General features: G+C 34.0%; 26 protein-coding genes. 10 read left to right on the top strand and 16 right to left on the bottom strand.

From position 1 onward, the window contains the following. Positions 1-47: 47 nt before the first annotated feature. Both ACFOWM_RS07990 and ACFOWM_RS07985 read left to right on the top strand, forming a co-directional pair. The gene (locus ACFOWM_RS07990; protein WP_379708626.1) at positions 48-815 is read left to right on the top strand and encodes a Bax inhibitor-1/YccA family protein; all 768 of its coding nucleotides are present in this window, start codon (positions 48-50) and stop codon (positions 813-815) included. Positions 816-1,109: 294 nt separating this feature from the next. Then, complete coding sequence (locus tag ACFOWM_RS07985) at positions 1,110-2,147, top strand: 2-oxoacid:ferredoxin oxidoreductase subunit beta (protein ID WP_379708624.1); 1,038 nt, start codon at positions 1,110-1,112, stop codon at positions 2,145-2,147. 72 nt (positions 2,148-2,219) lie between these two features. Here ACFOWM_RS07985 and ACFOWM_RS07980 read toward each other — a convergent pair whose 3' ends face one another. Beyond that, complete coding sequence (locus ACFOWM_RS07980) at positions 2,220-3,209, bottom strand: aspartate-semialdehyde dehydrogenase (RefSeq protein WP_379708622.1); 990 nt, start codon at positions 3,207-3,209, stop codon at positions 2,220-2,222. 203 nt (positions 3,210-3,412) lie between these two features. On the opposite strand from ACFOWM_RS07980, the gene ACFOWM_RS07975 reads away from it, so the two are divergent. Next, a complete protein-coding gene (locus tag ACFOWM_RS07975; protein WP_379708620.1) occupies positions 3,413-6,019 on the top strand; it encodes a lamin tail domain-containing protein in 2,607 nt (868 codons plus the stop codon). A gap of 63 nt (positions 6,020-6,082) precedes the next feature. On the opposite strand, the gene ACFOWM_RS07970 is transcribed toward ACFOWM_RS07975, so the two are convergent. Continuing rightward, on the bottom strand, positions 6,083-7,030 hold the full coding sequence (locus ACFOWM_RS07970; protein WP_379708618.1) for an acyl-ACP desaturase: 948 nt from the start codon (positions 7,028-7,030) through the stop codon (positions 6,083-6,085). Between the two features lie 138 nt (positions 7,031-7,168). On the opposite strand from ACFOWM_RS07970, the gene ACFOWM_RS07965 reads away from it, so the two are divergent. Continuing rightward, a complete protein-coding gene (locus tag ACFOWM_RS07965) occupies positions 7,169-8,131 on the top strand; it encodes an alpha/beta hydrolase (protein WP_379708616.1) in 963 nt (320 codons plus the stop codon). Next, entirely contained in the window at positions 8,098-9,366 is a 1,269-nt protein-coding gene (locus ACFOWM_RS07960) for an S-adenosylmethionine:tRNA ribosyltransferase-isomerase (RefSeq protein ID WP_379708614.1), read from the top strand. The genes ACFOWM_RS07965 and ACFOWM_RS07960 overlap by 34 nt, the downstream gene beginning before the upstream one ends. On the opposite strand, the gene ACFOWM_RS07955 is transcribed toward ACFOWM_RS07960, so the two are convergent. From ACFOWM_RS07955 to ACFOWM_RS07940, 4 genes are all read right to left on the bottom strand, one after another. After that, positions 9,356-9,934 (bottom strand): L,D-transpeptidase family protein, encoded by a 579-nt coding sequence (locus ACFOWM_RS07955; protein WP_379708611.1) that lies wholly within the window; start codon positions 9,932-9,934, stop codon positions 9,356-9,358. The genes ACFOWM_RS07960 and ACFOWM_RS07955 overlap by 11 nt on opposite strands. Before the next feature lie 193 nt (positions 9,935-10,127). Continuing rightward, positions 10,128-11,012: an outer membrane beta-barrel protein gene (locus tag ACFOWM_RS07950; protein ID WP_379708609.1), complete on the bottom strand. Its 885-nt coding sequence runs from the start codon at positions 11,010-11,012 to the stop codon at positions 10,128-10,130. Positions 11,013-11,042: 30 nt separating this feature from the next. Beyond that, positions 11,043-12,116: a hypothetical protein gene (locus ACFOWM_RS07945; protein ID WP_379708607.1), complete on the bottom strand. Its 1,074-nt coding sequence runs from the start codon at positions 12,114-12,116 to the stop codon at positions 11,043-11,045. Positions 12,117-12,126: 10 nt separating this feature from the next. After that, a complete protein-coding gene (locus ACFOWM_RS07940; RefSeq protein WP_379708605.1) occupies positions 12,127-12,612 on the bottom strand; it encodes an RNA polymerase sigma factor in 486 nt (161 codons plus the stop codon). A 206-nt stretch (positions 12,613-12,818) separates the two neighbouring features. Between ACFOWM_RS07940 and kbl the strand changes: the two genes are divergently transcribed. Next, positions 12,819-14,009 (top strand): glycine C-acetyltransferase, encoded by a 1,191-nt coding sequence (gene kbl / locus ACFOWM_RS07935; protein ID WP_379708603.1) that lies wholly within the window; start codon positions 12,819-12,821, stop codon positions 14,007-14,009. A gap of 54 nt (positions 14,010-14,063) precedes the next feature. Here kbl and ACFOWM_RS07930 read toward each other — a convergent pair whose 3' ends face one another. After that, complete coding sequence (locus ACFOWM_RS07930; RefSeq protein WP_379708601.1) at positions 14,064-16,937, bottom strand: sensor histidine kinase; 2,874 nt, start codon at positions 16,935-16,937, stop codon at positions 14,064-14,066. A gap of 20 nt (positions 16,938-16,957) precedes the next feature. After that, positions 16,958-17,710: a LytR/AlgR family response regulator transcription factor gene (locus tag ACFOWM_RS07925; protein WP_379708599.1), complete on the bottom strand. Its 753-nt coding sequence runs from the start codon at positions 17,708-17,710 to the stop codon at positions 16,958-16,960. A gap of 274 nt (positions 17,711-17,984) precedes the next feature. Here ACFOWM_RS07925 and ACFOWM_RS07920 point away from each other — a divergent pair, with 274 nt between their 5' ends. From ACFOWM_RS07920 to ACFOWM_RS07905, 4 genes are all read left to right on the top strand, one after another. Further along, complete coding sequence (locus ACFOWM_RS07920) at positions 17,985-18,467, top strand: hypothetical protein (protein WP_379708597.1); 483 nt, start codon at positions 17,985-17,987, stop codon at positions 18,465-18,467. Between the two features lies 1 nt (position 18,468). Beyond that, on the top strand, positions 18,469-18,999 hold the full coding sequence (locus ACFOWM_RS07915) for a hypothetical protein (protein WP_379708595.1): 531 nt from the start codon (positions 18,469-18,471) through the stop codon (positions 18,997-18,999). A gap of 25 nt (positions 19,000-19,024) precedes the next feature. Continuing rightward, positions 19,025-19,366 (top strand): hypothetical protein, encoded by a 342-nt coding sequence (locus ACFOWM_RS07910; RefSeq protein ID WP_379708593.1) that lies wholly within the window; start codon positions 19,025-19,027, stop codon positions 19,364-19,366. Between the two features lie 66 nt (positions 19,367-19,432). Next, positions 19,433-19,891, top strand: a complete 459-nt coding sequence (locus tag ACFOWM_RS07905; protein ID WP_379708591.1) for a lipocalin family protein — start codon at positions 19,433-19,435, stop codon at positions 19,889-19,891. Positions 19,892-19,956: 65 nt separating this feature from the next. Here the strand turns inward: ACFOWM_RS07905 and ACFOWM_RS07900 are convergent, their stop codons facing one another. The 8 genes from ACFOWM_RS07900 to ACFOWM_RS07865 all read right to left on the bottom strand — a co-directional run bounded on the left by ACFOWM_RS07900 (position 19,957) and on the right by ACFOWM_RS07865 (position 24,276). Beyond that, positions 19,957-20,436 carry a hypothetical protein gene (locus ACFOWM_RS07900; RefSeq protein WP_379708589.1) on the bottom strand — a complete coding sequence of 160 codons (480 nt, stop codon included), beginning with the start codon at positions 20,434-20,436 and terminating at the stop codon, positions 19,957-19,959. Positions 20,437-20,525: 89 nt separating this feature from the next. Beyond that, positions 20,526-20,957, bottom strand: a complete 432-nt coding sequence (locus tag ACFOWM_RS07895) for a hypothetical protein (protein ID WP_379708587.1) — start codon at positions 20,955-20,957, stop codon at positions 20,526-20,528. 1 nt (position 20,958) lies between these two features. Beyond that, positions 20,959-21,591, bottom strand: a complete 633-nt coding sequence (locus ACFOWM_RS07890) for a hypothetical protein (protein WP_379708585.1) — start codon at positions 21,589-21,591, stop codon at positions 20,959-20,961. Positions 21,592-21,600: 9 nt separating this feature from the next. Continuing rightward, positions 21,601-22,050: a hypothetical protein gene (locus ACFOWM_RS07885; RefSeq protein WP_379708583.1), complete on the bottom strand. Its 450-nt coding sequence runs from the start codon at positions 22,048-22,050 to the stop codon at positions 21,601-21,603. Between the two features lie 25 nt (positions 22,051-22,075). Next, positions 22,076-22,486 carry a hypothetical protein gene (locus ACFOWM_RS07880; protein WP_379708581.1) on the bottom strand — a complete coding sequence of 137 codons (411 nt, stop codon included), beginning with the start codon at positions 22,484-22,486 and terminating at the stop codon, positions 22,076-22,078. A gap of 4 nt (positions 22,487-22,490) precedes the next feature. Continuing rightward, the gene (locus ACFOWM_RS07875) at positions 22,491-23,027 is read right to left on the bottom strand and encodes a hypothetical protein (RefSeq protein WP_379708579.1); all 537 of its coding nucleotides are present in this window, start codon (positions 23,025-23,027) and stop codon (positions 22,491-22,493) included. Positions 23,028-23,030: 3 nt separating this feature from the next. After that, positions 23,031-23,561: a hypothetical protein gene (locus ACFOWM_RS07870; protein WP_379708577.1), complete on the bottom strand. Its 531-nt coding sequence runs from the start codon at positions 23,559-23,561 to the stop codon at positions 23,031-23,033. Between the two features lies 1 nt (position 23,562). Beyond that, positions 23,563-24,276, bottom strand: coding sequence for a hypothetical protein (locus ACFOWM_RS07865; protein WP_379708575.1), 714 nt, complete (start codon positions 24,274-24,276; stop codon positions 23,563-23,565). Position 24,277: the final 1 nt, after the last annotated feature.

Raw genomic sequence — 24,277 nt, 5'->3', positions numbered from 1 at the left:
TGGTTGTACCTTTATTACAACATTTAAAACAATAAAATTTAAATAGAATGGCACTTTTTGAATCGGGCAACCCAGCATTATCAGAAAAAAAGTTTAGCAGTACCGTAATACCAGATGTATTGCATGTAGATGAAGCCACAACCATGACGGTAAAGGGCTCATTACAAAAATTTGGATTTTTATTATTATTAGTATTGGGTACATCATTTTACTCATGGAAACAGTTTGCAGAAGGCGGTGCTATACAAGGCATGTTGCTAACGGGCTTAATAGGCGGCATTATTGCTGCAATAGTTATTATATTTAAGCAAGAGTGGTCGCCCTATTTAGCTCCAGTATATGCCTTAATGCAAGGTTTATTTTTAGGAGCTATTTCAGCGATGTTTAATGCAGCTTTTGCTGAAAAGGCACCCAATATTGTGTTCAATGCTATTGGTTTAACCTTAGCAGTAGCAGTGGCGATGTACTTACTTTTTAGCTTTAGAATTATTAAAGCAACCGAAAAGTTTAAATCAATCATAATTGCTGCAACAGTTGGTATTGGTGTGTTTTACCTCATAGTAATGGTGGTACGTATGTTTGGCGTTGATATGCCTTTTTTACACGAAGGTTCAGCAATGGGTATTGGTTTTTCATTAATTGTAACTGCAGTTGCAGCCCTTAATTTAATTTTAGATTTTGATATGATTGAAAAGGGTAGTGAGTTAGGTGCTCCTAAATATATGGAGTGGTACGGGGCTTTTGGTTTATTGGTTACCATTATTTGGTTGTACATGGAAATTTTAAAATTATTGGCAAAAATTAATAGACGATAATTTTCGATAGTTTCTTTGTTTTGTGAAGCATTTATTTTAAATTTATACTTCACCAAAGAAAAAGGAGGTATAAATGTCTAATAGTAAATCATGGACGCCTTCGGTTAGCAAATTCTAATTGAAGCGTTCGTATCTAATGATTTTTGGCTTTAAAAAGCCATAGCCGTAGTTAAACACTACGGCTTTTTATTTGCCCAATATTTCCGTAAAAAGAAACATAAAATACCCTTATTACCTTTTTAGGATGTTGCTAAACCTCCTATTTTTAGTAAATTTGCTGCATTAATATAAAACATGACAGACACCATCACTCCACATACGCCCACTTTAACGGCAAAAGATTTTGCAACAGACCAAGAAGTACGTTGGTGCCCGGGTTGCGGCGACTATTCTATTTTAGCACAAGTACAAAAAGTGATGCCTACGTTGGGTATCCCAAAAGAAGATATTGTAATTGTGAGTGGTATTGGTTGTAGCAGTCGTTTTCCATACTATATGAATACCTATGGCATGCACAGCATACATGGTAGGGCAACGGCGGTAGCAAGTGGTTTGAAAGCGGCTAGGCCAGCGTTATCTGTTTGGATTGTAACAGGCGATGGTGATGCGTTGAGCATTGGTGGTAACCACACCATTCATTTATTAAGAAGAAATTTTGATGTGAATATTTTATTGTTCAACAACCAAATTTATGGTTTAACAAAAGGGCAATATTCGCCAACATCAGAAGAACATAAAATTACCAAGAGTACGCCTATGGGCAGCATTGATCATCCATTTAACCCCTTAGCGTTGGCTATGGGAGCAGATGCTAGCTTTATTGCTCGTACGATGGATAGAGATCCGAAGCATTTACAAGCCATGTTGTTACGTTCCGCTGCACACAAAGGCGCTTCGTTTTTAGAGATTTACCAAAACTGTAATATTTTTAATGATGGTGCCTTTGAAATTTTTACAGAAAAAAACAGCAAACCAGAAGAAGCCATTTTTTTAGAACAAGGCAAGCCATTGGTATTTGGAGCTAACCAAAATAAAGGTATTAAGTTAGATGGTTTTAAACCCGTAATTGTTCATTTAGAGGAAGGGGCAAGCACAGATGATTTGTGGATACACGATGAGCATGATTTTTACAAAGCACAAATTTTAATTAGGATGTTTGATGACCCTAGTTTGCAAGGACATTTACCTCGTCCTTTCGGTGTTTTTTACCAAACCGAAAGAGCTTGTTATGAAGATGTGATGGCTATGCAAATTGATGAAGCTTTTGCAAAAACAGGCCCTGGTGATTTAGATAAATTATTAAGAGGAAAAGAAACGTGGACGATAGGGTAATTGTTGAAAAACTTTTAAAAAAGGAAAGGCTATCGTTAAATGATAGCCTTTCTTATAAAATTAAAAAATCGTTTACAATAATCCCTTTGCTAATAAAGCTTCTGCAATTTGTACGGCATTGGTTGCAGCACCTTTACGTAGGTTATCGCTTACAATCCAACAATTAAGCGTATTAGGTTGGGTTTCATCTCTACGAATACGACCCACAAAAGTATCATCTTTATCATGCGCTGTTAATGGCATAGGGTATATAAAGTTATCTAAGTCGTTTTGTACCACAACCCCAGGTGCTTTGCTCAAAATGTTTATTACTTCTTGTAAATCAAAATCATTTTCAAATTCAATATTTACGCTTTCACTGTGGCCACCAACAGTTGGTATACGCACACAAGTGGCCGTAACTTTAATAGCATCATCTCCCATTATTTTAGTGGTTTCTTTCACCATTTTCATTTCTTCTTTGGTGTAACCATTTTCTAAAAACACATCAATATGCGGTATAGCGTTCAAATCAATAGGGTGCTTATAAGCCATTTCGCCAGTAACACCTTTACGTTCGTTCATTAATTGTTCCACTGCTTTAACGCCAGTACCTGTGACACTTTGGTAAGTACTCACTACCACTCTTTTTATTTTATATTGTAAGTGTAATGGTTGTAAAACCACTACCATTTGTATGGTGGAACAATTGGGGTTGGCAATAATTTTATCATCAGCCGTTAATACTGCAGCATTTACTTCTGGCACTACTAATTTTTTAGTAGCATCCATACGCCAAGCACTGCTATTATCAACCACAGTAATACCTGCTGCTGCAAATTGAGGTGCCCACTCCAATGAGGTATTGCCGCCAGCTGAAAATAAGGCTAGTGCAGGTTTGGCAGCAATAGCATCTTGCATGCTTACAATGGTATACTGTTTATTATTAAATTTTATTTGCTTACCTACTGACTTTTCTGATGCTACAGGAATTAATTCTGTAACAGGAAAATTTCTTTCTGCCAACACTTGTAACATTTTTGTGCCTACCAAACCAGTAGCACCCACCACTGCAACTTTCATGATTTATTTTTTTATGCAAAGAAAATAATAAACTGCCAATGTATTTTAAAAAATATGCTTTAAAACAAATACACCTAAACATCATCATTTATTAAACTATATGCTTCAAACAACATTATTTAAAATAGTATCTTTAAATATCAATATTATGCAAACGTTCATCAACTAAATATTGTTTGCAGGTATTCATTAACTAACAGTATATGAAAAAAATTGTACTAGCTTCCTACTTTATTACCACTACATTTTTTGCCAGTAAAGCACAGCTTATAGATAATTTTGCTGATGGAAATTTTACCGCCAATCCAACATGGGTAGGCGGTACGGCTGATTTTACTGTGAATGCCGCTTTTCAATTACAAAGCAATAATACAGTAGTTAATAGCGGCTATTATTTAAGTACGGCTAGTACGTTAGCAGCAACAGCCCAATGGGATTTTTATTGTAACCTCACATTTAACCCATCAGGCGCCAATTTTGTAGATGTGTTTTTAACAGCATCTGCCAGCGACCTTACCTTAAACAGCACCACAGGCTATTTTGTACGCATAGGCAATACTTTAGATGAAATTTGTTTGTATAAAAAAGATGCAACAGGTGTTGTTACTAAAATTATTGATGGTGTAGATGCGGTGCTAAATACCAGCAATAATGTGATGAAAATTAGGGTAGTGAGAAATAGTGCTAATTTATGGACGTTGAGTCGTGACTTAACTGGCACTGGTAATAGCTATGTTACAGAAGGTACGGTTACTGATAACACCTACAATACAAGTGCTTTTTTTGGTATTTTAATTAGACAAAGCACTGCAAGTTTTTTTCAGCGCCATTTTTTTGACGATATACAAGTTCAAACATTTGTGCCAGATGTTACACCTCCAAGTATTACAACTGTTACCGCTTTAACAGCAAACACTGTTGATGTGTTGTTTAATGAACCTGTAGATGTTACTACCGCTCAATTAGCTAGTAATTACATAGTAAGTAATGCAGTAGGTACACCCACCACTGCTGTAAGAGATGCGGTGAATACCGCATTGGTGCATCTTACATTTGCTAACAACTTGCCTATACGTACCAACCTAACTTTAACTATAAACGGCGTGGCTGATGTTGCTGGCAATATATTGAACAATGGCACCCGAACCTTTTTATATTTTGTACCACTACAATACGATGTAGTGATTGATGAAATTATGGCTGACCCTACACCCGTAGTGAGTTTGCCAACCAATGAGTGGCTTGAGTTACGCAACAACACTACATTTCCTATTAATTTGCAAAACTGGCGTTTAGGTAAATCAACTGGCGAAAGTGGTGCGATGCCCAACTATATTTTACCACCTGGTGGTTTTGTTATTGTTTGTACGGGTAGTGCAGTGGCTGCAATGAGTGTATACGGACCAACTATAGCAGTAACGAGTTTTCCATCATTAAATAACGATGCGGATCGTATTTATGTAAAAGCGCCACAAGGTTTAATAGTGCACTCAGTAGGTTATACTGATGCTTGGTATAAAAACGAATTAAAAAAAGATGGCGGTTGGACGTTAGAAATGATTGACACCAAAAACCCATGTACAGGTATTAATAACTGGAAGGCAAGTACAGATGCCCGAGGAGGTACACCCGGCACAATTAATTCAGCCGATGCAGTGAACCCAGACAATGCTAACCCTAAATTAGTAAGGGCTTATGCACCCAATGCAAATAACATTGTGTTGGTTTTTGATGAACCATTAGATAGCACAAAAGCTGCTGTTGCTGCAAGTTATACTATCAGCAATGGTATTGGAGTACCCACTACTGCAACGCCACTTTCAATTGCTTTTGACAGAGTGCAACTAACATTCAGCACTGCGTTAGCAGCAAATACTGTTTATACTGTAACAGCCACAGCGGTAACTGATTGTAGCGGTAATGCTATTGGTGTAAACAATACTGCAAAAGTTGGTTTCCCTGTACGTATGGATAGTACTGATATGGTGGTGAACGAAATTTTATTTAACCCAACACCAACTGGGGTTGATTATGTAGAGTTTTATAACCGCAGCAAAAAAATACTGAATTTAAAAAATGCCTATATCGCTAATAGAAATACATCAGGCATCATTGCAAGCATTACACAGTTTAGTACAGAAGATTATTTGTTGTTTCCTGATGAATACATAGTGGTTACTAGCGACCCAACTATTGTAAAACAACAATTTGTTGCGAACAATCCTACAGCTTTTATTCAAATAAGTACACCGTCTTTTAATGATGATAAAAGCAATGTTATTTTATTGAATGAACAAGGGTTGATTGTAGATGAAGTAGCGTATTCAGATAAATGGCATTTTGCATTAATAAGTAATACCGAAGGTGTTTCGTTAGAACGTATTGACCCTAACGCAGCAAGTGTGCAAGCTAATTTTCACAGTGCAGCATCAAGTGTAGGTTATGGTACACCAACATATAAAAATTCGCAATATAAAATTGATGCGGAGGTAAAAGGTGATATTACTATTACACCTGCTATTGTGAGTCCGGATAATGATGGTTTTGATGATTTTGCTACCATACAATATAGTTTTCCTGAGCCAGGCTATGTAGCCAATATCACCATTTTTGATGCCGCTGGCAGGCCCGTTCGTTATTTGCAGCGCAATGCGTTGAATGGTTTAAAGGGATCATATCGTTGGGATGGATTGGGTGAAAAAAACCAAGTACTACCAGTGGGTATTTATATTATTTACACAGAGGTATTTAATTTACAAGGTAAAACCAAAAAATTTAAAAACACTATTGTTGTGGCTAGAAGAAATTAGTTCAAATTAAAGAATTGAAGCGATAATAAAAAAAGACCAACACAATATGTTGGTCTTTTTTTATTAAACATTAATCCAATTAAATTGATATTCTAAAGCAGGTTTTAAACCACGTTCGGCAATACGTTTGAGTCGTTCTGGTAACTTCATTATATAATCTCTACCTTTTTCAGCAGCACTGTTCAGGTTATTGATAGAGGCAATTTTCCATTCTTTAATGAGCGATTCTAAAATATCAGTATAATCTAAAGCCGTATACACACCCAAACGTTGTGCAGCATCGCTAAAATGGCTATATGCAGCGCCAATTTTTTCACCTTGTTGGCGTAAAAAGTGAGCAGGCATCACAATTTTTTTACGCATCATATCTTCAAAAGCTAGTAACATACCATTGGGGTCAACCTCAAAAATTTGACTTACAAAACTTTTGTAGGCTTTAGCATGGCGCATTTCATCGGCAGCAATAATGCCGCATATTTTAGATAAGTGTGCATTGCCATATTGCTTGGCCATACTAGCTGTACGCCTGTGTGATATATTGGTAGCCAACTCTTGAAAAGATGTGTATACAAAGTTTTTGTAAGGATCTTTAGCTGTGCCTATTTCCATACCATCAGCAATTAAATGTTGCGTACTAATTTCAAGTTGCTTCATATTCACTCGGCCTGAGAGGTACAAGTATTTGTTGAGCAAATCGCCATGCCTGTTTTCTTCGGCGGTCCACATACGCACCCAACGGCTCCAACCTTGTGGCTCAGCATTGGTAATACCTTCTACCTCCATTAACCAACTTTCGTAAGTGGGTAGTGCTTCTTCGGTAATAACATCACCCACCAACACCGCTAAATAATCGTAAGGCAAGGCCTTGCATTGTTCTTGCAGTTCCTTTACTTCAGCCAAAAAACTTTCGTTGTTACTTTGTGGCAATAGTTCACTAGGCTGCCAATTTGTATCAGGGTTTTTTAAAAAATCAGCAATGATGGTATCCATTTTTGAACCCAAAAATTGCATTACCTCTAGTGTGGATGGTGACAAAGTGTATTGGAAGTTGTAAATATGAAATTGTAATATAACGTTGTAAAGGTAGCCTATATAAAATTGTTTTACTCAAATTAAATCCGCATCAATGAGTTGTTTATTATCTTTGAGATGATGTTAAACAACAAAAAATTTTCATGGGTTTCAGTAATAAAATCAATTGCAAAAACAGCAGCGGTTTTATTTTTACTACTCAACATCATCACCCTTTTTCATGCCTACAAGTTTACCCACTATTATGAAGCTGGCGAAGTAAACATTAAACCTAATAATGAAAAAACCGGTTGGGATAAAACAAAGGAATTATTATTCGGTTTTACCGCAGCCAAACAGCCTAACCTACCACCTGATAGCAGCTATAAAATTATTAATCTCTATACCAAAGATAGTTTGCGTTTAGAAGCTTGGTACAAAGTGGTACCGCAAGCAAAAGGAACCGTTGCATTGTTTCATGGACATGGCGGTAACAAAGCTAAAAATGTATTAGAAGCCACTGCGTTTCAGCAAATGGGTTATAATACACTCCTGCTCGATTTTAGGGCACATGGTAATAGCCAAGGCAATACCTGTACCATTGGTTTTTATGAAGCGGAAGATGTTGCGTTGGCATACGAGTATCTGCAAAAAAGTGGTGAAAAAAATATTGTATTATGGGGTATTTCATTAGGCGCTGCTACCATAACTAAAGCCATAAATGATTATCAATTACAGCCTCAAAGAGTAATTTTAGAAATGCCATTTGCATCATTACCTGATGCTGTAACTGGGCGTTTAAAAATAATGCATGTACCAACGCAACCTATTGGCACTTTGCTCACTTTTTGGGGTGGTACAATACATGGCTTTTGGGCTTTTGGTTTACAACCATATCGCTATGCCGCTGCCATACAATGCCCTGTATTATTGCAACATGGCACCAACGACCCTCGAGTTACTGTTGCAGAAACACAACAAATTTTTGATCAAATTACTACCGCTAAAAAGTGGGTGGAGTACCAAAATAGTGCCCACGAATCACTTTGTAAAAATGAACATGATAAATGGATAGCGGAGGTATCAGCTTTTTTAAAATAATGCACCCACAACAACTTAGTATCAACGATTTTGACTACAATTTGCCAGAAACACAAATTGCTTTACACCCTTTAAAAGAAAGAGATGCATCGCAATTATTGGTATATAAAAATCAACAAATAAGTAGTGCTACTTTTGCAGCAATTGATCAGTACTTACCTGATGATGCCTTGCTAATTTTTAACAACACTAAAGTTATTAATGCACGTATAAAATTTGTAAAACCAACCGGTGCTGTTATTGAAGTATTTTGTTTAGAGCCTGTTGGTACTTTTACAGATTATGCAATGGTAATGGCTAGTAACCAAACGGTGCAATGGAAATGTTTGGTAGGTGGCGCTGCAAAATGGAAAGATGAAGTGCTGCAGAAAACAATGGAAATTGATGGAAAAACAGTGGTGTTATCAGCTACCAAAATTGAAAAAATTACGGAGGCCTTCATTATTTCGTTTTCATGGACGCCCAATGAAGTGAGTTTTGCCACAATTATTGAAGCTGCTGGCACAGTGCCATTACCACCGTATATAAAAAGACAAACCGCTGATGCGGATACCGAAAGGTATCAAACCATTTTTGCTGAAAACAGCGGTTCTGTTGCTGCTCCAACAGCTGGTTTACATTTTTCTGAAGCAGTTTTTGAAAAGCTATCTGCAAAAGGTTGTGCCAAAGCATTTGTAACCTTGCATGTGGGTGCAGGTACTTTTAAGCCTGTAAAAGCCGCAACCATGGCGGCACACGAAATGCATGCTGAGTATATTGATGTTACAATACCTGCAATACAACAAATAATACAGCAACTTGGTAATATAGTAGCAGTGGGCACTACATCGCTCAGAACTATTGAATCGTTGTATTGGCTAGGTGTTAAAATAATTGTAGAGCAACCCTCATCAATGCCCACCATTTACCAATGGGATGTATATGAACCGCCTTTGAAAGATGTTACGATCAGTGCAAAAGAAAGTTTACAAGCATTAGTAAATTGGATGCAAGCACACCAACAAAAGCACTTATTTACTAAAACTCAAATTTTAATTGCACCGGGTTACCAATTTAAAATAGCAAACATGTTGGTAACTAATTTTCATCAACCAAAATCAACTTTATTGTTGTTAGTAGCTGCTGCTATTGGCGATGATTGGAAGTTATTGTACGAATATGCTTTAAAAAATGAATTTCGGTTTTTAAGTTATGGCGATGCTAATCTTATTTATTTAAACCAAGCTAAGGGTTAATGGTAACGTTGGTACCTACGGTAATGTAGCTATACAAATCTTTCATTTCTGTGTATTTTAATGAAATGCATCCATCAGTCCAGTTATAAAAATTATCTACGGTCCACTCTTCTTCTGGTCTTGTGGCATGTATGGCAATACCATCGCCAATTTTAGCAGTAGCAGGTATAAGGCCTTTTTCTTTTCGCTCTTTAAAACGTCGGTAACTTTCATCGTTGGGGTAATCAAGCAAAAGCTCGGGCCCCCATTTGTTATGAATTTTTTTGAGTACAATTTTAAATGAACCATTAGGTGTTCGCCTGTCGCCTTCCCTCATTTTATCACTCAAATCTTTACTACCAAATACAATTGGGTAAGTAGCATACCATCCTTCTTCATCGTATACATTTAATTCATAATCTTTTTTTGAAATAACTATGTAGTATGGGTTCGTTTTTTTTGTTAACCGATAAGCTTTTTTGGCAGGTCGTTTTTTGTAACTCCTAAAATTATGATCAGCAGGGGCAAAGGCTGTAAGTGCCGTTAATGTTATAAAGGAAAAGCTCAGTAAAAAAATTCTGCTGTTCATTTTATTTGGTTTTTTCCTTGGATGGAGGAAATGATTGGTTTGACTTGTTTATCAAAAATTAGACCATGAATGTAATAAAATGTAACATACATAATTGTTATAAAATTGCCAATTGCAATAAACAAAAAAGCTGTTTCAAATAAATGGATAATCCATTTAATGAAACAGCTATTATTTTAAAATAAAATTGGGATTACCAGTTGCTCAAACGTATACCTACATTAAAGGTTTTAACATCTAATCCTCTTTCAAAAATTGATTTTGGTGTATAGGCGCCATATAAACGAACACCACCTAACCCAATTTCGCCGATGTAGCTAATTTTAAAACGCTCTACATCATAATCACCTTTATTTTTTTCTTTACCTCTTTCGTCGCTAATTTGTTTGTTGCGTTGGCTGTAAAGGTAGCCAGCACTAATACCGAAGCTGGTGCTGAATTGTTTTTTACCTGGTTTTTTATTGGTTGCAAAATTGAGCATTACAGGTACTGTTAAATAATCGAGTGCTAATTTATTTTTTGAGAAGCTAATAGAATCTCTAAAAACAAATGGTGCATTGGTTTGTAAGCCACCACTGTAAGGGATGGTGCCATTTTCTTTAAAGCTAATTGGTGAGCGGAAACGATAGTTATTCAACTCCAAGCCTAAACCGTATTTTAAATTAATATTTTGTTTTACTAATGCTACTTTTTGCATAAAAAACCAAATATTGATGTTGATGCTTTTACCACCTTTTAATTTCAAATCAGCTTCTGAAAAAGCAGGACTACCTGGTTTGTTTACCGTATACCCACCTGTATTACCGTAACTGGTATTATCATTAAAGTTGCTGAAACCAAAATCAACAATACCATAGTTGGTACTTACTTTACTGTTTTTCTTTTTGGTAGTAATAATTACACCTGCGGAGTCTGTTTTACCAATTTTACCTTTTTTAATAATTAAGATATTGCCAATGCGGATGGTATCGTTATTCGAACTTTTTTTTGTGGAATCACTTGCTGGTGTGTTAGTTTGTGCCATACTAGTAATGGCAAAAGCGCATAGTAATGTTGTTAAAGCGTACAATCTTTTCATGTTCATTCGTTTTTAGTGTGTAATAAATTGTTAGTTGCCGGTTATTTGAAAATTGGCAATTTTGATGGAGTTACCTGTTTTTACCTTTGCAGTTCGTTCAACAAACCGTTTTACTTTTCTAAAAAAGCCGCCTACTTTGCTGCGTTTTACATCATCTTCATCTAGATATAAGATTTTGTTTTCGCTGCTTTCGGTTTCATTTAAAACAGCCGTTGAAGTATAAGCTGTTTCTAAAGGAACGATATTATTATCATCAACCTTTTTATTATTGCCTACCGCTGCTATAGCAATGTTTTGTTGCGGTACATCAATTTTATTAGGGATGATGTCAACAGGTACAATTGTTTTTGGTGTTACAGCAATAATGGGTTCGTTGCTTAAAGAACCACCATTACTATTGTTGGGCATAACAACCTTTTTGTTGTTGCTATCATTGCTGCTGCTGTTGTTGTTATTTTTTACTGCAATAGCGTCGTTTTGTTTAGTAACAGCAGGCTGCGTTTTGTTTACATTATTTTCAGTACTGTTCGTATTATTAACAATAGTTGGTTGGCTTTTTTGGTTGTTATTGCTTGTAGCTATTGTAGGTGCCGCAGTATTATCAACAGGTTTATTAAACCATGTAGCACCCCAAAAAATACCGAACCCTATAAAAATAGCTGCTGCAGCATAGCGTAAAAATTTACCAATTACCAATTTGCCTTGCTCGTGCCTGTATAAAACGGCTTTGTTTTTAAATTCTATAACATCAGCAGCATCAAGCTTTGTTTGTTGTAACAATGCCCACTCTTGTTGTACTGCAACGTCTTTTTGTATAAGCTGTTCAAGTGCAGCATGTTCATTTGCTGGCAACGCATCATCTAACTTTAATAATAATTGCTCTTGCAATGTTTCGTTGATGCTGGTTGTTTTTAATAAGGCATTTTTATCATCAAAATAAACAGCATCATTTGGTAAAATGGTTGCCATTAACATATTGAGCTCTATACGCAAATCTTCATTTTCTGCTACAAAAGCCTCAACAGCTAGGCGTTCATTGGCACGCAATTCATTATCTGCATACAGCAGAAAAAATGACTCGTAATTATTGCGGTTGATGAACATGGCGTTTATTTTATAATACGTTTTCTGGTTTTACAATATAGTTGCGTAACTGTAACCTAGCTCTGTGCAAATACACTTTTACTTGGCTTTCGTTTAAATTGGTTATTTCACCAATTTCAGCATAGTTATAACCTTCATAATCTTTCAACATTACCAAACTACGCTGTAACTCAGTAAGCTGGTTTAATGCCTCATTTAAAATACGTTTGGTATTTTGTTGCATGTGGCTGTTACCAAGGGCTGTTTCACTAAAATCATCTTTTAATTGAATGCGTTTGTTTTTTCTGATATGGTCAATCATACTATTGTAAGCCACGGTAAATAAAAAACTTTTGCATTTATCATTTTCTACTTGAGCTCTATTGATCCACATTTTTTCAAACGCATTTTGCACTACATCCCTAGCATCATCTTCATTACGAAGATTTTTTAGGATAAAACGATATACGTTGTCAGCGTATAGTTTTACACAATCGTTATATTGATGTTCTGTCATGCAGTGTTAAAAGATAAGCGTTGTAAAGTTAGTTCAAATGTGCCCTGTTTGAAAGTATAACGCAGGTTGATTTTAAAAAGTTACAATTGGTGCAATTTTTTTTAAATATTTTTTTAAGTCCTTATTAAAAGCAGAAATATCTGTGTGTAGGAGTGCCTTTGTGGGGGCATTAGTAGTATTTTTGCAAGGCAATAAAAACCGCAATTATGAACCAAGCATTTGCCAACCGCATTGGCGCTGAACTGGCTGAAATACAAACTGCCGGATTGTTTAAAAGCGAACGTGTTATTACGAGTGAACAAGGTGCCGAAATTACCGTAAATGGCGCAACTGTTTTAAACTTTTGTGCTAATAACTATTTAGGTTTATCGGCTCACCCCAAAGTGTTAGAAGCAGCTAAAAAATATATTGATTACCGTGGTTTTGGTATGAGTAGTGTACGTTTTATTTGTGGTACGCAAGATATACATAAGGAGCTTGAACAAAAGTTAGCCAGCTTTTTAGGTACTGAAGATACTATTTTATATGCCGCAGCATTTGATGCCAATGGTGGTGTATTTGAACCTTTGTTTAATGAAGAAGATGCCATTATTAGTGATGCGTTGAACCATGCTAGTATTATTGATGGGGTTCGTTTATGTAAAGCACAACGTTACCGTTACGAACATAATAATATGGCTGATTTAGAAGCCAAGTTAAAAGAGAGTGCACATTTACGCAGCAGGATAATTGTTACAGATGGCTCATTTAGTATGGATGGTACTATTGCACAGCTTGATAAAATTTGCGATTTGGCTGATCAATACGATGCTATTGTAATGATAGATGAATGCCACTCATCGGGCTTTTTAGGTAAAACAGGTAGGGGAACACACGAACATTGCAATGTAATGGGTAGGGTAGATATTATTACAGGTACATTAGGTAAAGCATTAGGTGGTGCAAGTGGTGGTTTTACAAGTGGCAAAAAAGAAATTATTGAAATGCTTCGCCAACGCTCACGTCCGTATTTGTTTAGTAATACATTAGCACCAAGTATTGTGGGGGCTTCTATTGCAGTGTTAGATATGCTTACTGAAACTACTGCGTTAAGAGATAAATTAGCCTTTAATACGCAATATTTTAGAGAGCAAATGACTGCTGCTGGTTTTGATATTAAACCAGGCGAACACCCTATTGTACCTATTATGTTGTACGATGCAGTGGTGGCTCAAAACTTTGCTGCTGCTCTGTTGCAAGAAGGTATTTATGTAATTGGCTTCTTTTACCCAGTGGTGGCAAAAGGGCAAGCAAGAATTAGGGTACAATTAAGTGCAGCGCATGAGCAACATCATTTAGATAAAGCCATTGCCGCTTTTATAAAAGTGGGCAAAAATTTAGGTGTATTGAAAAATTAAGATTGGAGATATATTTTGTAAGCCATCAAAACATTAAATTGTTTGATGGCTTTTTTATGTGTTGATAGGCAGTTTAATGATCACCAATGTGCCAGTAGCTTGCCCATCGTTATCATATTTATCAACGATTTGTAAGTTTACTTCTTTAAAGTGTTGTTGTAAAATATCAAGCCTTTTTTTGTTGGCGTTCATTGAAAATGATTGGTGTAACTTTTTATTGAGCTCTTTCAATTCGGCGCTACGCTTGCGGCCGATACCATTATCATCAACCAAAATTTTTACCTGTTCACCTTCTAATTGAAAACGTATTTGTAATTGCCTATTGGTTTTGCGGTGTAATAACCCATGTTTAACGGCGTTTTCAACATAAGGTTGAATTAGCATAGCAGGTATCGTAATTTTATCAACCTCTAACGTATCATCTACCAATATTTCATATTCAAACGAATCTTCAAATCGCATTTTTTCAAGCGATAAGTATAGTGAGAGGGCATTTATTTCTTCACTTATGGTAATAGCATCTTTATTGCTCATATCTAAAATGCTACGGGTAAGGTCGCTGAATTTACTGATGTATATACCTGCATTTTTTTTGTCATTCATGTACACATAGCTCTGTATAGTATTGAGTGCATTAAAAATAAAATGAGGGTTCATTTGTGCTTTGATGCCAGAAAGTGTTGTTTTATCAAGCTCTTTTTCAAGTAAAATTTTTGATTCTTTTAAAGCCAATTGTGATCGTTCTTTTTTGATTTTTAGTTTTACCAAGGCATAAACAATACCCATTATTATACAACTAATGATGCTGATAAACCACCATGTATTATAAAAAGGCGCATTTATTTTAAAGGTAAAACTTTGTGAAACGGTATTACTAACAATACCGTTGGTTACTATAAAAAAATCTATTTTGTAATTATCAGCTTTTAAAAAAGCTAAATTAATTTCCCTTCTATCGCTTGGTAAATGCACCAACTCCTTACCGTTTATGCTATATGCAACATGTGTATTTGTAGCATTGGCATAAGCAATTAATGAAAATTGGAAATTGATGCTGTTGTTTTCAAAACCTATAGTGCTATTATTGGGTAGTGAATTTTTGTTATTACCATAAGTTACTTTATTTAAAATAAAAGTAGGTACAACATTGGTTGTGTTTAGTAAATTTTTTGAAAATGCAATGATGTTATTGCCATTGTTGAGGTATACTTTATTTTCAGTAACAAAAAAGTTTTGTGTATTATCAGTATTAATACCCATTTGCTTATCATACTTATAAAGCTGGTTGTTGTTGTAACAAAAAATTGCATCTTCCCCTAAAACCCACAATTCATTTTTATAATTAAAAAATTTATATAAAATACCCGTAGTAGGTTTATTGGTAAAGGCTGGTATGTAGCTTTGGCCAGTCCATTGTAGTATGCCTTTATCTTTAGTTGCTAATAAAAGTGCATCATTCCATACAATAATATCTTTTAAAACACAGGCAGGTTCAGGTAATTTAATGGCTTGGGTATAACCATTTTTCATTTCTAAAATACCGGTGTAGTTACTGATATAAATTGTTTTGTTGAATGGATTGTATTTTATGCTTGATGTATGTTCATTAGAAAAAGATAGTTTTTTAATATTGCTATTGTTGAGTTGATAGGTGATAACATATTTATTGAGCCAATGGTTTTCATCAATTTTACTTTGGTATAAAAAAACACCTTGTGAGGTAGCAAATAAAATATTACTATCAACATAGCAATAATCTTTAATAATAAAAGGCTGATTTGTTTTATTGATGATTGATGTAATGTTTGAAAAAAACGGACTTTGATTATACTGGTTGATACCAATAAAATTGATTGGAAATTTACTTTTATAAGTTTCAACCGCATTGATATTATTGGTTAAAGTGTTGTAGTGCAAAATGCTGCCATCTTTTGTGCCTAGTAATAACTCAGTTTCATTACCACTCATGGCGGTGATGTTGTGGGGAATATTGATAATACTATTGGCTTTTAAATTGGGAACAAATAACAAGCCCTGCCCTAAAGTGCTTATAAAATAGCTACCCTCTTTTGTTTGTTTAACATCAGTAACATCATAACCACTAAATATGTAAGTGAAGTTGCCTCCTTTATTATTTTTTTTACGATAATAAATACCGTTGCTGGTACATATCCAAATGGTGCTATCGGTTGTTGAAATATAATTCACCGTAATTGGTTCGGGTGCATTTTTAATTTGTATGTATTCGCTGTTATTGTAATAATAAATAGCATCTAACTGTTTATTTTTTACAATAAATAAATCTTTATTAGAATAATGAAAACCACCTTTGAGCACTCGTGGTAATAAGTATAATTTTTTTTCTGAGGAAAGAATGTAAAAATTAAAATTTGTACTATAGCCAATAAAACTAATAGCTATATTTTTATTTAACAGTTCAGCATTTTTTAAACAAATGCTTTTTCGTTTATTCGTTGTAACATCTATTTCAATAATACTGTCATTGGTAATAGCAAACAAATTATTTTTATAGGTGGTACTAATACTAAAGCCCCAGCTGTAGGGTATGGTATTGGCGTACCAACGGGTTGAGTCGCCTTGTTTTTTAAAAAGTACATTGTTAAAAGCTTTGCAAAAAATGGAGCCATCATCTGTCTCCATAATATTGGTGAGCTCTGTAAAAGGATGTTCTTTGTTGTAGTAGTTTGTAAAATGGTTACCATCAAAACTACTAAGCCCTTTTGAGTGAGCAATATAAAGCAAACCATTTTTAGCCACATGTAGGTTGTAAATGGTGTTTGATTGTAAACCTTTATCGGTTAAAAACTGAATAAAACTTGGTTGTAATTGAGCACTACTTATTGAAGCTATAAAAAGCGGTATAATTAAAAGTAATGTTGATTTGGCTTTATTTAATTTGATGGACATTGTAATTACAACTTAGTAAATTAAGCCAATTGTTTCATTTTATCGATAAGTACATCGGTTTTATCTGCACTTAAAACTGCGGTTAATTTTTCTTCTAAAAAAATATCCCCTTCACTGCGGTTAAATTCTAATACATATTTGAGGTTTATTAGGTATGATTTATGGCATCTGAAAAAATGAGTGATACCCATAAGTGCTTCTTCAAAATATTTTAAATTTTTACTTACAGTTAGTTTTTCATTGCCCTTCATAAATATTTTACAGTAAGAACCTTCCGCCTCAAACATAATAATATCTTTTATTTTTATAAACCTTGTGGAGCCTGTTAGGTTTACAACAATACATTTATCGTTATTATCATTATTAAAATTATTTTGTAGTGCTTTGTACTGATGCAGTTTATTTTTTTCATCATTTTTAGCAATGCGTTGCATGGTTTGTTGCAACATTTCTGGGTTGATGGGTTTTAACAAATAATCAATAGCCGATAGTTTAAAAGCTTGAATAGCATATTCGCTATAGCCTGTAGTGAATACAATATCAAAATGTACTTCATCTGGCTCAAAAAAATCAAGAATACTTAAGCCGCTGTGGCCTGGCATTTCAATATCTAAAAAAACAATATCTGGCCTTAATTTTTTTATGGCTTTTATACCGCTTGGCAAATCGTCGCAATCAGCTAAAATGCTGATATCTGGGGCTACTTCATGCAACATATTTCGTAATAAAAGTCTTGCTTTATTTTCATCATCAATAATAATGCATGTTTTCATGTATATAGTTTAAGTAGTTGGTTGCGTTAAATAGTTCAATATAATTACTGCAAAATACTTTATTGTGCATGTATTTATGATTTGGCTTTATAAAAGTGCAAGTTCAGTTTACCAAATTATATATAGGCTGTTTTTTACGTTGGTTTTAATTTTTTGAAAAGGTAAAAAACTAGTATCTAATTTTTGCAAATTCAATTTATGCTTTTATAAATATCGATTTCAATACTTTTTTAGCCGTAATAATTTTATTGTTTAAACAATAAAAGTATTATTTATGAAATCACTGATTTTAGCCTCGGCCATGCTCATATTTGCTTTGGGAGCAATTGCTCAAAAGGTAAATAAAGTTGTTAGCAAACCATATAAGGTATATGGTAAAGAAATAGGTAAAAAGTTTTTTTATCCTTACGGAAAAGAGGGCGATGAATTTGAAAAATTTTATGCAAAGGTTGATGGCGATACACTGTACATCACCATAGAGCATTTTAAAGAAAAAACGGGTCAACTAAGTTACGTTTATAACTATAGGCTGCCTTTTAAACACCCTGATTTAGTTTTTAGTGAAGTTAAAAAATGGTATGGCGCTACCGATGTTTATCAAATAAATATTACTGGTAAAAACAAAACAACTTTCTCGTATGATTTTATTGACAGTGATGGAAAAATAACGCCTTCAACTAGTTCATCTTATATAACGAGTCTTTCTTTTAATGATGAAACTGCAGCCAACTCTTTATTAAAATCTATAAAAAAATAATATGAATAAAATTAAATTTCTTGCAACATTATTGTTTGCATTGGTTGTAAATGCTGTTGTAGCACAAACTACTTCTTTAAAATGGAATGATAGCACTGTTACCTTTTTAGGTTCAAAAATTGGCGCAACAGTTGTTTTGGGTAAAAATAATAAGCCTGCTTTACAATCAACCTTTTATTATGGTTTTGATAAGGCTGCTAAAATGCATGTGTTTCATTTAGTGAAAACAGACATATCTACTCCAGACATGAAGTACTATTTAATTTACAAATACCTAGTGCCAGCAACGGCTGTTAATACCAGTAATTTAAAAGTTGAAAAGGTTGACAATATTGCGGTTGAAGGTGGCTTTTATGCTTATGTTTCTCTTAAATGTAAAGATGATGTTGAGTGTTTTACATTTTATGAAAAAGGAAGCCATTATGACGATTTCGGTAATGAATCAAAAACCGATGAGTTTACCATTGAAGCAAGTGTAGCGGAAATGCCAGCTTTAGAAAAATTGATACAACAAATTAAGAACAACCATTAAATTTTAATCGCTTAAATAAATTAATATGAAAATGCTATTCATTGCTACTTGTGCAGTAATGCTAACTTTAACTTCAGCAATAGCTAGTAGTTTCCCCTTTTCATCTTCCGTAAGTATTACTCATAAATTAGGTAGTAAAGTAAAAGTTAAGTTACAGAACAAAGGGAAAGATAAAATTGAAATTTTTTATCAAGAAACTGCTGGCTCAAGAAATTTATCAGGTGCTACCATCAACCAAAATCAAACAATTACTATTAATGTAGAACCTGGCGCTCAAGTATACTATAAAGTGAAAGGCAGTAAAGGCGATTTAATTTTAACCGTTACTGCTGAAATGGAAGGCACTACACAAATCATTAAACAATAATTAAACACATTAACAATTGATAAGAGCCCTATTAGCGGGCTTTTATAATAACCAAAACTATATTTTATGTTACGTTATTTTATATTAATACTTGTTATTAGTTTTTTACAAAATTCAAATGTATTTGCACAAGATGCTAGAGAAGGTACGCCAGAAGAAAAGGCGGCCCATGCTCAAAATGTTAAAGGTATTATGGGTAAATGGAAAACCAATGGTACTGAAACAGAAATTGTTGAAGATCAACTAAAACCCAAAAAGCAAGAAGTTGAACAATTGTATAAAAATATATTTGACAATGCTGCATGGGAATTTAAAACTGATGGTAGCTTTACCATTACCAATAATATTGATGGTAAATCATCAACCGATAAGGGAACATTCACTATTGTTGCCAACAAGCTCACCTTGTATATGAGTGGCAATACACTCCACTGTTTAATGAAAATGAAAGTTGATGGAACAATGGTGGTAGCTATAATGATTACTGAAAAATCAAAATTTGGAATGTTACTTACCAAACAATAATAATGAACTTCTATTTAAAAGCCCGATACAAAATAAATGTATCGGGCTTTCTTTATAATTGAAATTTACATTTCTTCAGGAGTATTGATGCTACATATAATTTTAGGCGTTTCGTTTTTTGGAACAATAAAGATGATATTACGTTGTAAAGTTTCGCCGTTTCTAAAAATGTAACCGACTTTGGCATTTTTAGTTTCTTCTTTATTGTTGATTGTAACTTTTGTTGCCACAATAAATTCTCTGGCTTCAATATTGGCATTTTTTACAGTTAAACGCTTACCAGTGGCATTTGTACAATTAAATAAGGCTAACTTGTTTCCAACATTATCAGTAATCATTGTTTTAAAATTATTACGATACAATTTTGTACAGCCTGTATGATTGGTAATGTAAATGGTTACTTCATACCGGGTATAATCATCACCCTTCACAACCTTATTTTGTTCGTTTGTAATATAATATCCATATTCAAAGCCATTTTGTTGCACAGCCTTTTTTTCTTCTAGCTCAAAGGTTTGTGCTTTTGAAAAATGTACACTTGCCATTGCAAGTAAAGAGATTATATAAGTTTTATTAGAAAGCATTATTTTAAAGTTGATTTTTTTAAACACTATAAAGTGGGTTAGAAGTAGTATTAATTGTGATAGTCGCTACCCCAAATGGCAACTGGCGCATTGTATTTTTTCCAGATGCCATCATACCAAACATCGGTACTAAAACTACCTGACTCAGCAATTGCCCAGCCAGTTGATTTTTTAATAAATAAAGCTTCAACATGACAGCAATCCATAAAATCAGCATCATCAGCTTTGAATTTTATTGGTTGACCATCTTTTCTAGCAGCAGTTGCTTTTAACCATGCATATTTGTTTGATACGTTGAAAACATTTACTGAAAAAACAACATCTTGTTGATAGTCTTTTTTTAAAGATGATCTTAATAAATCGAGCATTAGTGTACGTTCTGCAATGTTGGCTTGATTGGCAACTTTATAGTTTTTTATGGCCTGCGCTGTTACCATATTGTTGAAAGCTAATATTACAATTGTTGTAAAAAAAATTTTCATTTTATAATGTTAAGGTTGATGTATTGTAATGCCAATTTAAGAGTGCAGGTTGTAATTGTTTTTTTATTGTACATGCTTTTTGATTACCAGTGTTACACTCAATATCTAACAAATTTGTGCCATAGTTAAATATTACAGTAGTGCCTTTTATTGGTAAAGTAAAATAGTAATAGGGCTTGTCTCCAGTAAATTCGGCCATTTCGTTTGCCGTAATGTTAGCTTGTGTTTTTTGAACCAAAGCTGTTATTGATGGTACAACTTTGCTAGTAATATTGTTCATGTTATTGCCATCATAAAAATGTATTGTGCCATTTTCATTTACATCGCCTTGTGTATAATAATTTACTGCGATTGTATAACCTTTATTATTTTTAAACAATGCCAATTGATAATGGAGTGTGCCGCCTCCAGTGCCGCTATCTACTATTTCTAAATATCCGTTTGTTTCCATTAGTTGTAGCCTACAAGTGCCTGTGCTTGAATAAGCCGAATAAGTACTTCCTTTTTTTACAATTGAAAACCCTTGCCGATCACTTGTTGGTAATTTATGAAAATACTTGATAAGTAATGGTTGTGCAAATGCAGTTGTAATAGTAGTTGTTGTAATTACTAGCACTAAAAAAATGATTTTCATGCAAAATAATTATGGTGTTGGAGGATATGTTTTTACAGCCCATTTTTTTAGTATAGCTGGCATTTCAATACTTTTTTCAGCATACAAGTATTCAATTTGATCTCTCACACCAACAAAAATTTCATTGGTTTTTAAGTTGACTATTATACAGGCGCTTGGGTCGCCTCCACTGTGTAGCTGCATACCTTCTGCAATAAAATAATCGCCTTCTACACGGTTAGGTATTAATGTTTGCCAAACTTCGTTATTCACAAAATCATAATGCAAAACCATCATTTTTTTTAGCCTACTTTTTAGTTTAGGATGCTCTAATAAACCTGCAGGGTATTTACCTTCCAGCTTTTTTAAAAAACTTAAATCGTTGGTTGTAGCGGTTGTGGCTTTTAAAGGTTTATTAGTTTGAGCCAACAAATTAGTTGTTACAAATGCTAGTATGATTATAATTAGAAACTTTTTCATGTTAATGTTATTGGTATGTGATGGGCTATTGTTTTTTGAGTAGGTCTGATTCGCTTTTACATGTTGCCGCAGTACCACAATCGGCTACTTTAAACTTGGCTAAATTGGTATAGCCTTTTTCATCGCCCATGCGTATCATAACATAACAGCCTTTTGTTTTGTCAACAAATTGTTTAACTTCAAAAGCATTGTCATCACTATCAATTTCTGTTTCATTTCCTACATAATTTGCGGTACCTTTTCTTTTAAAGGCACTGCATCCGCCACTTTCGGTATATATTTCGTAGTTAATTTTTTTGTTATTGATGTTTGTAATTTTTAAATACTCATGTAAATCAGCTTTATCTTTTGCATAAGTAATTGTTTGTGCATTGGTTGTGAGTTGTGTAATACTAAGTACAATGGTTGTACATAATAACTGCATTATTTGTTTCATGGTTTTAGCTTTTTTTGATTTTTCCTTTATCAGAAATTTGTAAGGTTACGGTGTTCATTTCGCCAGCGGCTAACGTTTTAATAATTATTTCGTTGAATGAATTTATTTGCATGTTGCAGTCTGCTCCATTTTTACTGAAGCCACCCACTTGCAACAGTTCATCAATTAACTTACCTGTTTTGTAATTATAGGTTTGTACATCAATAAAATAGAAAAGATTATCTGCTTTGCCTTTATAAAAAAACAGCGTAGCTACATTGGTATTTTTATTGAGCATAAAACCAATGTTATTGCAATTGGCTTCTTCTTCTTTTACATATTTATTTTTTTGCCACAGAAATTGATATGCTAGCTTATTTTCAATAGGTAGCTCTAAATTTTGTAACATGGGGTAACTACCAATATTTTTGGGTGCTCTTATTTCTGGTCCCATTTGAATAAGTAGATCCATAAAAGCATCATCAACACCTAAAGCATTATTTTGGGCCATGCTACTTGTATTTAAAAGTACCCCTATTAAAATACTGTATATTATCTTCATGTTTTATTCTTTTATAAATGATTTTATTTGAGCAGCAAATGCATCAGCTGCCTTTTTTGTAGAGAAGGGCACTAAGTATGATGTGCCTAAGTATTTATTTATAATAGCAGTGCCGTCATCATTTTTATAGTATGTGGTACTGCCTGCTTCAACAACATCACCATCGGGTTTTCTAAACCCTACTGATACTTCCCAATAAGCCGCTGGATTTGTTTTTTCATCACTATTTTCAGTTGACTTTTTAACTTCAACATCAGGCACTAAATTTTTAACGGCATCTTTTGTAATCACTTGCATGACGATGATGTGTGGATATTCACCTTCAGTACTTACAAAACTGAATACCACTTTTTTACTATCAAATAAAATGTGGGTGTAACGTGATCCTATTTGTTTGTTTGCATAATCAACAAGCTTTATGGTACTTACAATTGGACCTGGAACATAAACCGTTTCAGTACCTACATTGTATTGTTGCTGCGCCATGCAAATAGATGCCATAAAAACGAATACACTTATTATAATTGTTTTCATATTACTTTTTTGATTTATTGGTTTCAAAATATTTTATTACTTCTTTATCTTTCCCAAAGGTTTTTAGACCTTTTTCAATAACTGCTAAACTTTTATAACTATTGTAACCCTTTATTGATGCGTATTTTGTGGGTACCGCATTTAGAATCATAGCCATAGCAAGACCAGCTTTTGTTTTTTCATCGCCGGTCGTGTTTTTAATATTTTCTTTAATTTGTTTTACAATGCCGGCATAGTATTTAGCAAAATCTATCACATCGTTTTTTGTCATGGTAGGCATAACAGGCTTAGCCATTTCGGCTTCGTAACCTATGGTAGTATACCATTTAAAAAAACTATTTTCATCTGGTTTATATTGCTGTGCAGCAGTAATAGTTGCAAATGTGTTACTGTAATAACATACATTAGCAGCACTATCTGTAATGTTTTTAAAGATGATGACAGCGTATAACGAATCGCCATATTTTGTGATGATTCTTTCTTCATTGCTATTGGTAACTATATTGGCCACTTTAATTTCCATTGGGCTATTATCCCAAATGTCACCAGTGCCAAACTGATCTTCTATCATAACCGTATCAGTTATAACATGTGTTTTGGTGAAGTAGCTATTTTTGCCACCAACAACTAAACGATGCCATTTTATATTGGTTGATTTTTGTGCAACGGCTTGTTGCATTACTAACAAACAAATACCGTATAATATTTTTTTCATG

Source organism: Ferruginibacter yonginensis (assembly GCF_042651465.1).
Taxonomy (GTDB): Bacteria; Bacteroidota; Bacteroidia; order Chitinophagales; family Chitinophagaceae; genus Ferruginibacter; species Ferruginibacter yonginensis.
Note: the sequence above shows the minus strand (reverse complement) of the source record. Positions and strands in the feature narration are given on the sequence as shown.

Excerpts from the sequence above, each read along its gene's own strand:
- ACFOWM_RS07920 (WP_379708597.1), top strand. The coding sequence starts at position 17,985 with ATGAAATCACTGATTTTAGCCTCGGCCATGCTCATATTTGCTTTGGGA.
- ACFOWM_RS07975 (WP_379708620.1), top strand. The coding sequence starts at position 3,413 with ATGAAAAAAATTGTACTAGCTTCCTACTTTATTACCACTACATTTTTT.
- ACFOWM_RS07990 (WP_379708626.1), top strand. The coding sequence starts at position 48 with ATGGCACTTTTTGAATCGGGCAACCCAGCATTATCAGAAAAAAAGTTT.
- kbl (WP_379708603.1), top strand. The coding sequence starts at position 12,819 with ATGAACCAAGCATTTGCCAACCGCATTGGCGCTGAACTGGCTGAAATA.
- ACFOWM_RS07950 (WP_379708609.1), bottom strand. The coding sequence starts at position 11,012 with ATGAAAAGATTGTACGCTTTAACAACATTACTATGCGCTTTTGCCATT.
- ACFOWM_RS07960 (WP_379708614.1), top strand. The coding sequence starts at position 8,098 with ATGGATAGCGGAGGTATCAGCTTTTTTAAAATAATGCACCCACAACAA.
- ACFOWM_RS07910 (WP_379708593.1), top strand. The coding sequence starts at position 19,025 with ATGAAAATGCTATTCATTGCTACTTGTGCAGTAATGCTAACTTTAACT.
- ACFOWM_RS07890 (WP_379708585.1), bottom strand. The coding sequence starts at position 21,591 with ATGAAAATCATTTTTTTAGTGCTAGTAATTACAACAACTACTATTACA.
- ACFOWM_RS07980 (WP_379708622.1), bottom strand. The coding sequence starts at position 3,209 with ATGAAAGTTGCAGTGGTGGGTGCTACTGGTTTGGTAGGCACAAAAATG.
- ACFOWM_RS07955 (WP_379708611.1), bottom strand. The coding sequence starts at position 9,934 with ATGAACAGCAGAATTTTTTTACTGAGCTTTTCCTTTATAACATTAACG.
- ACFOWM_RS07880 (WP_379708581.1), bottom strand. The coding sequence starts at position 22,486 with ATGAAACAAATAATGCAGTTATTATGTACAACCATTGTACTTAGTATT.
- ACFOWM_RS07985 (WP_379708624.1), top strand. The coding sequence starts at position 1,110 with ATGACAGACACCATCACTCCACATACGCCCACTTTAACGGCAAAAGAT.
- ACFOWM_RS07875 (WP_379708579.1), bottom strand. The coding sequence starts at position 23,027 with ATGAAGATAATATACAGTATTTTAATAGGGGTACTTTTAAATACAAGT.
- ACFOWM_RS07900 (WP_379708589.1), bottom strand. The coding sequence starts at position 20,436 with ATGGCAAGTGTACATTTTTCAAAAGCACAAACCTTTGAGCTAGAAGAA.
- ACFOWM_RS07945 (WP_379708607.1), bottom strand. The coding sequence starts at position 12,116 with ATGTTCATCAACCGCAATAATTACGAGTCATTTTTTCTGCTGTATGCA.
- ACFOWM_RS07895 (WP_379708587.1), bottom strand. The coding sequence starts at position 20,957 with ATGAAAATTTTTTTTACAACAATTGTAATATTAGCTTTCAACAATATG.
- ACFOWM_RS07925 (WP_379708599.1), bottom strand. The coding sequence starts at position 17,710 with ATGAAAACATGCATTATTATTGATGATGAAAATAAAGCAAGACTTTTA.
- ACFOWM_RS07930 (WP_379708601.1), bottom strand. The coding sequence starts at position 16,937 with ATGTCCATCAAATTAAATAAAGCCAAATCAACATTACTTTTAATTATA.
- ACFOWM_RS07885 (WP_379708583.1), bottom strand. The coding sequence starts at position 22,050 with ATGAAAAAGTTTCTAATTATAATCATACTAGCATTTGTAACAACTAAT.
- ACFOWM_RS07905 (WP_379708591.1), top strand. The coding sequence starts at position 19,433 with ATGTTACGTTATTTTATATTAATACTTGTTATTAGTTTTTTACAAAAT.
- ACFOWM_RS07870 (WP_379708577.1), bottom strand. The coding sequence starts at position 23,561 with ATGAAAACAATTATAATAAGTGTATTCGTTTTTATGGCATCTATTTGC.
- ACFOWM_RS07915 (WP_379708595.1), top strand. The coding sequence starts at position 18,469 with ATGAATAAAATTAAATTTCTTGCAACATTATTGTTTGCATTGGTTGTA.
- ACFOWM_RS07940 (WP_379708605.1), bottom strand. The coding sequence starts at position 12,612 with ATGACAGAACATCAATATAACGATTGTGTAAAACTATACGCTGACAAC.
- ACFOWM_RS07965 (WP_379708616.1), top strand. The coding sequence starts at position 7,169 with ATGATGTTAAACAACAAAAAATTTTCATGGGTTTCAGTAATAAAATCA.
- ACFOWM_RS07970 (WP_379708618.1), bottom strand. The coding sequence starts at position 7,030 with ATGCAATTTTTGGGTTCAAAAATGGATACCATCATTGCTGATTTTTTA.
- ACFOWM_RS07865 (WP_379708575.1), bottom strand. The coding sequence starts at position 24,276 with ATGAAAAAAATATTATACGGTATTTGTTTGTTAGTAATGCAACAAGCC.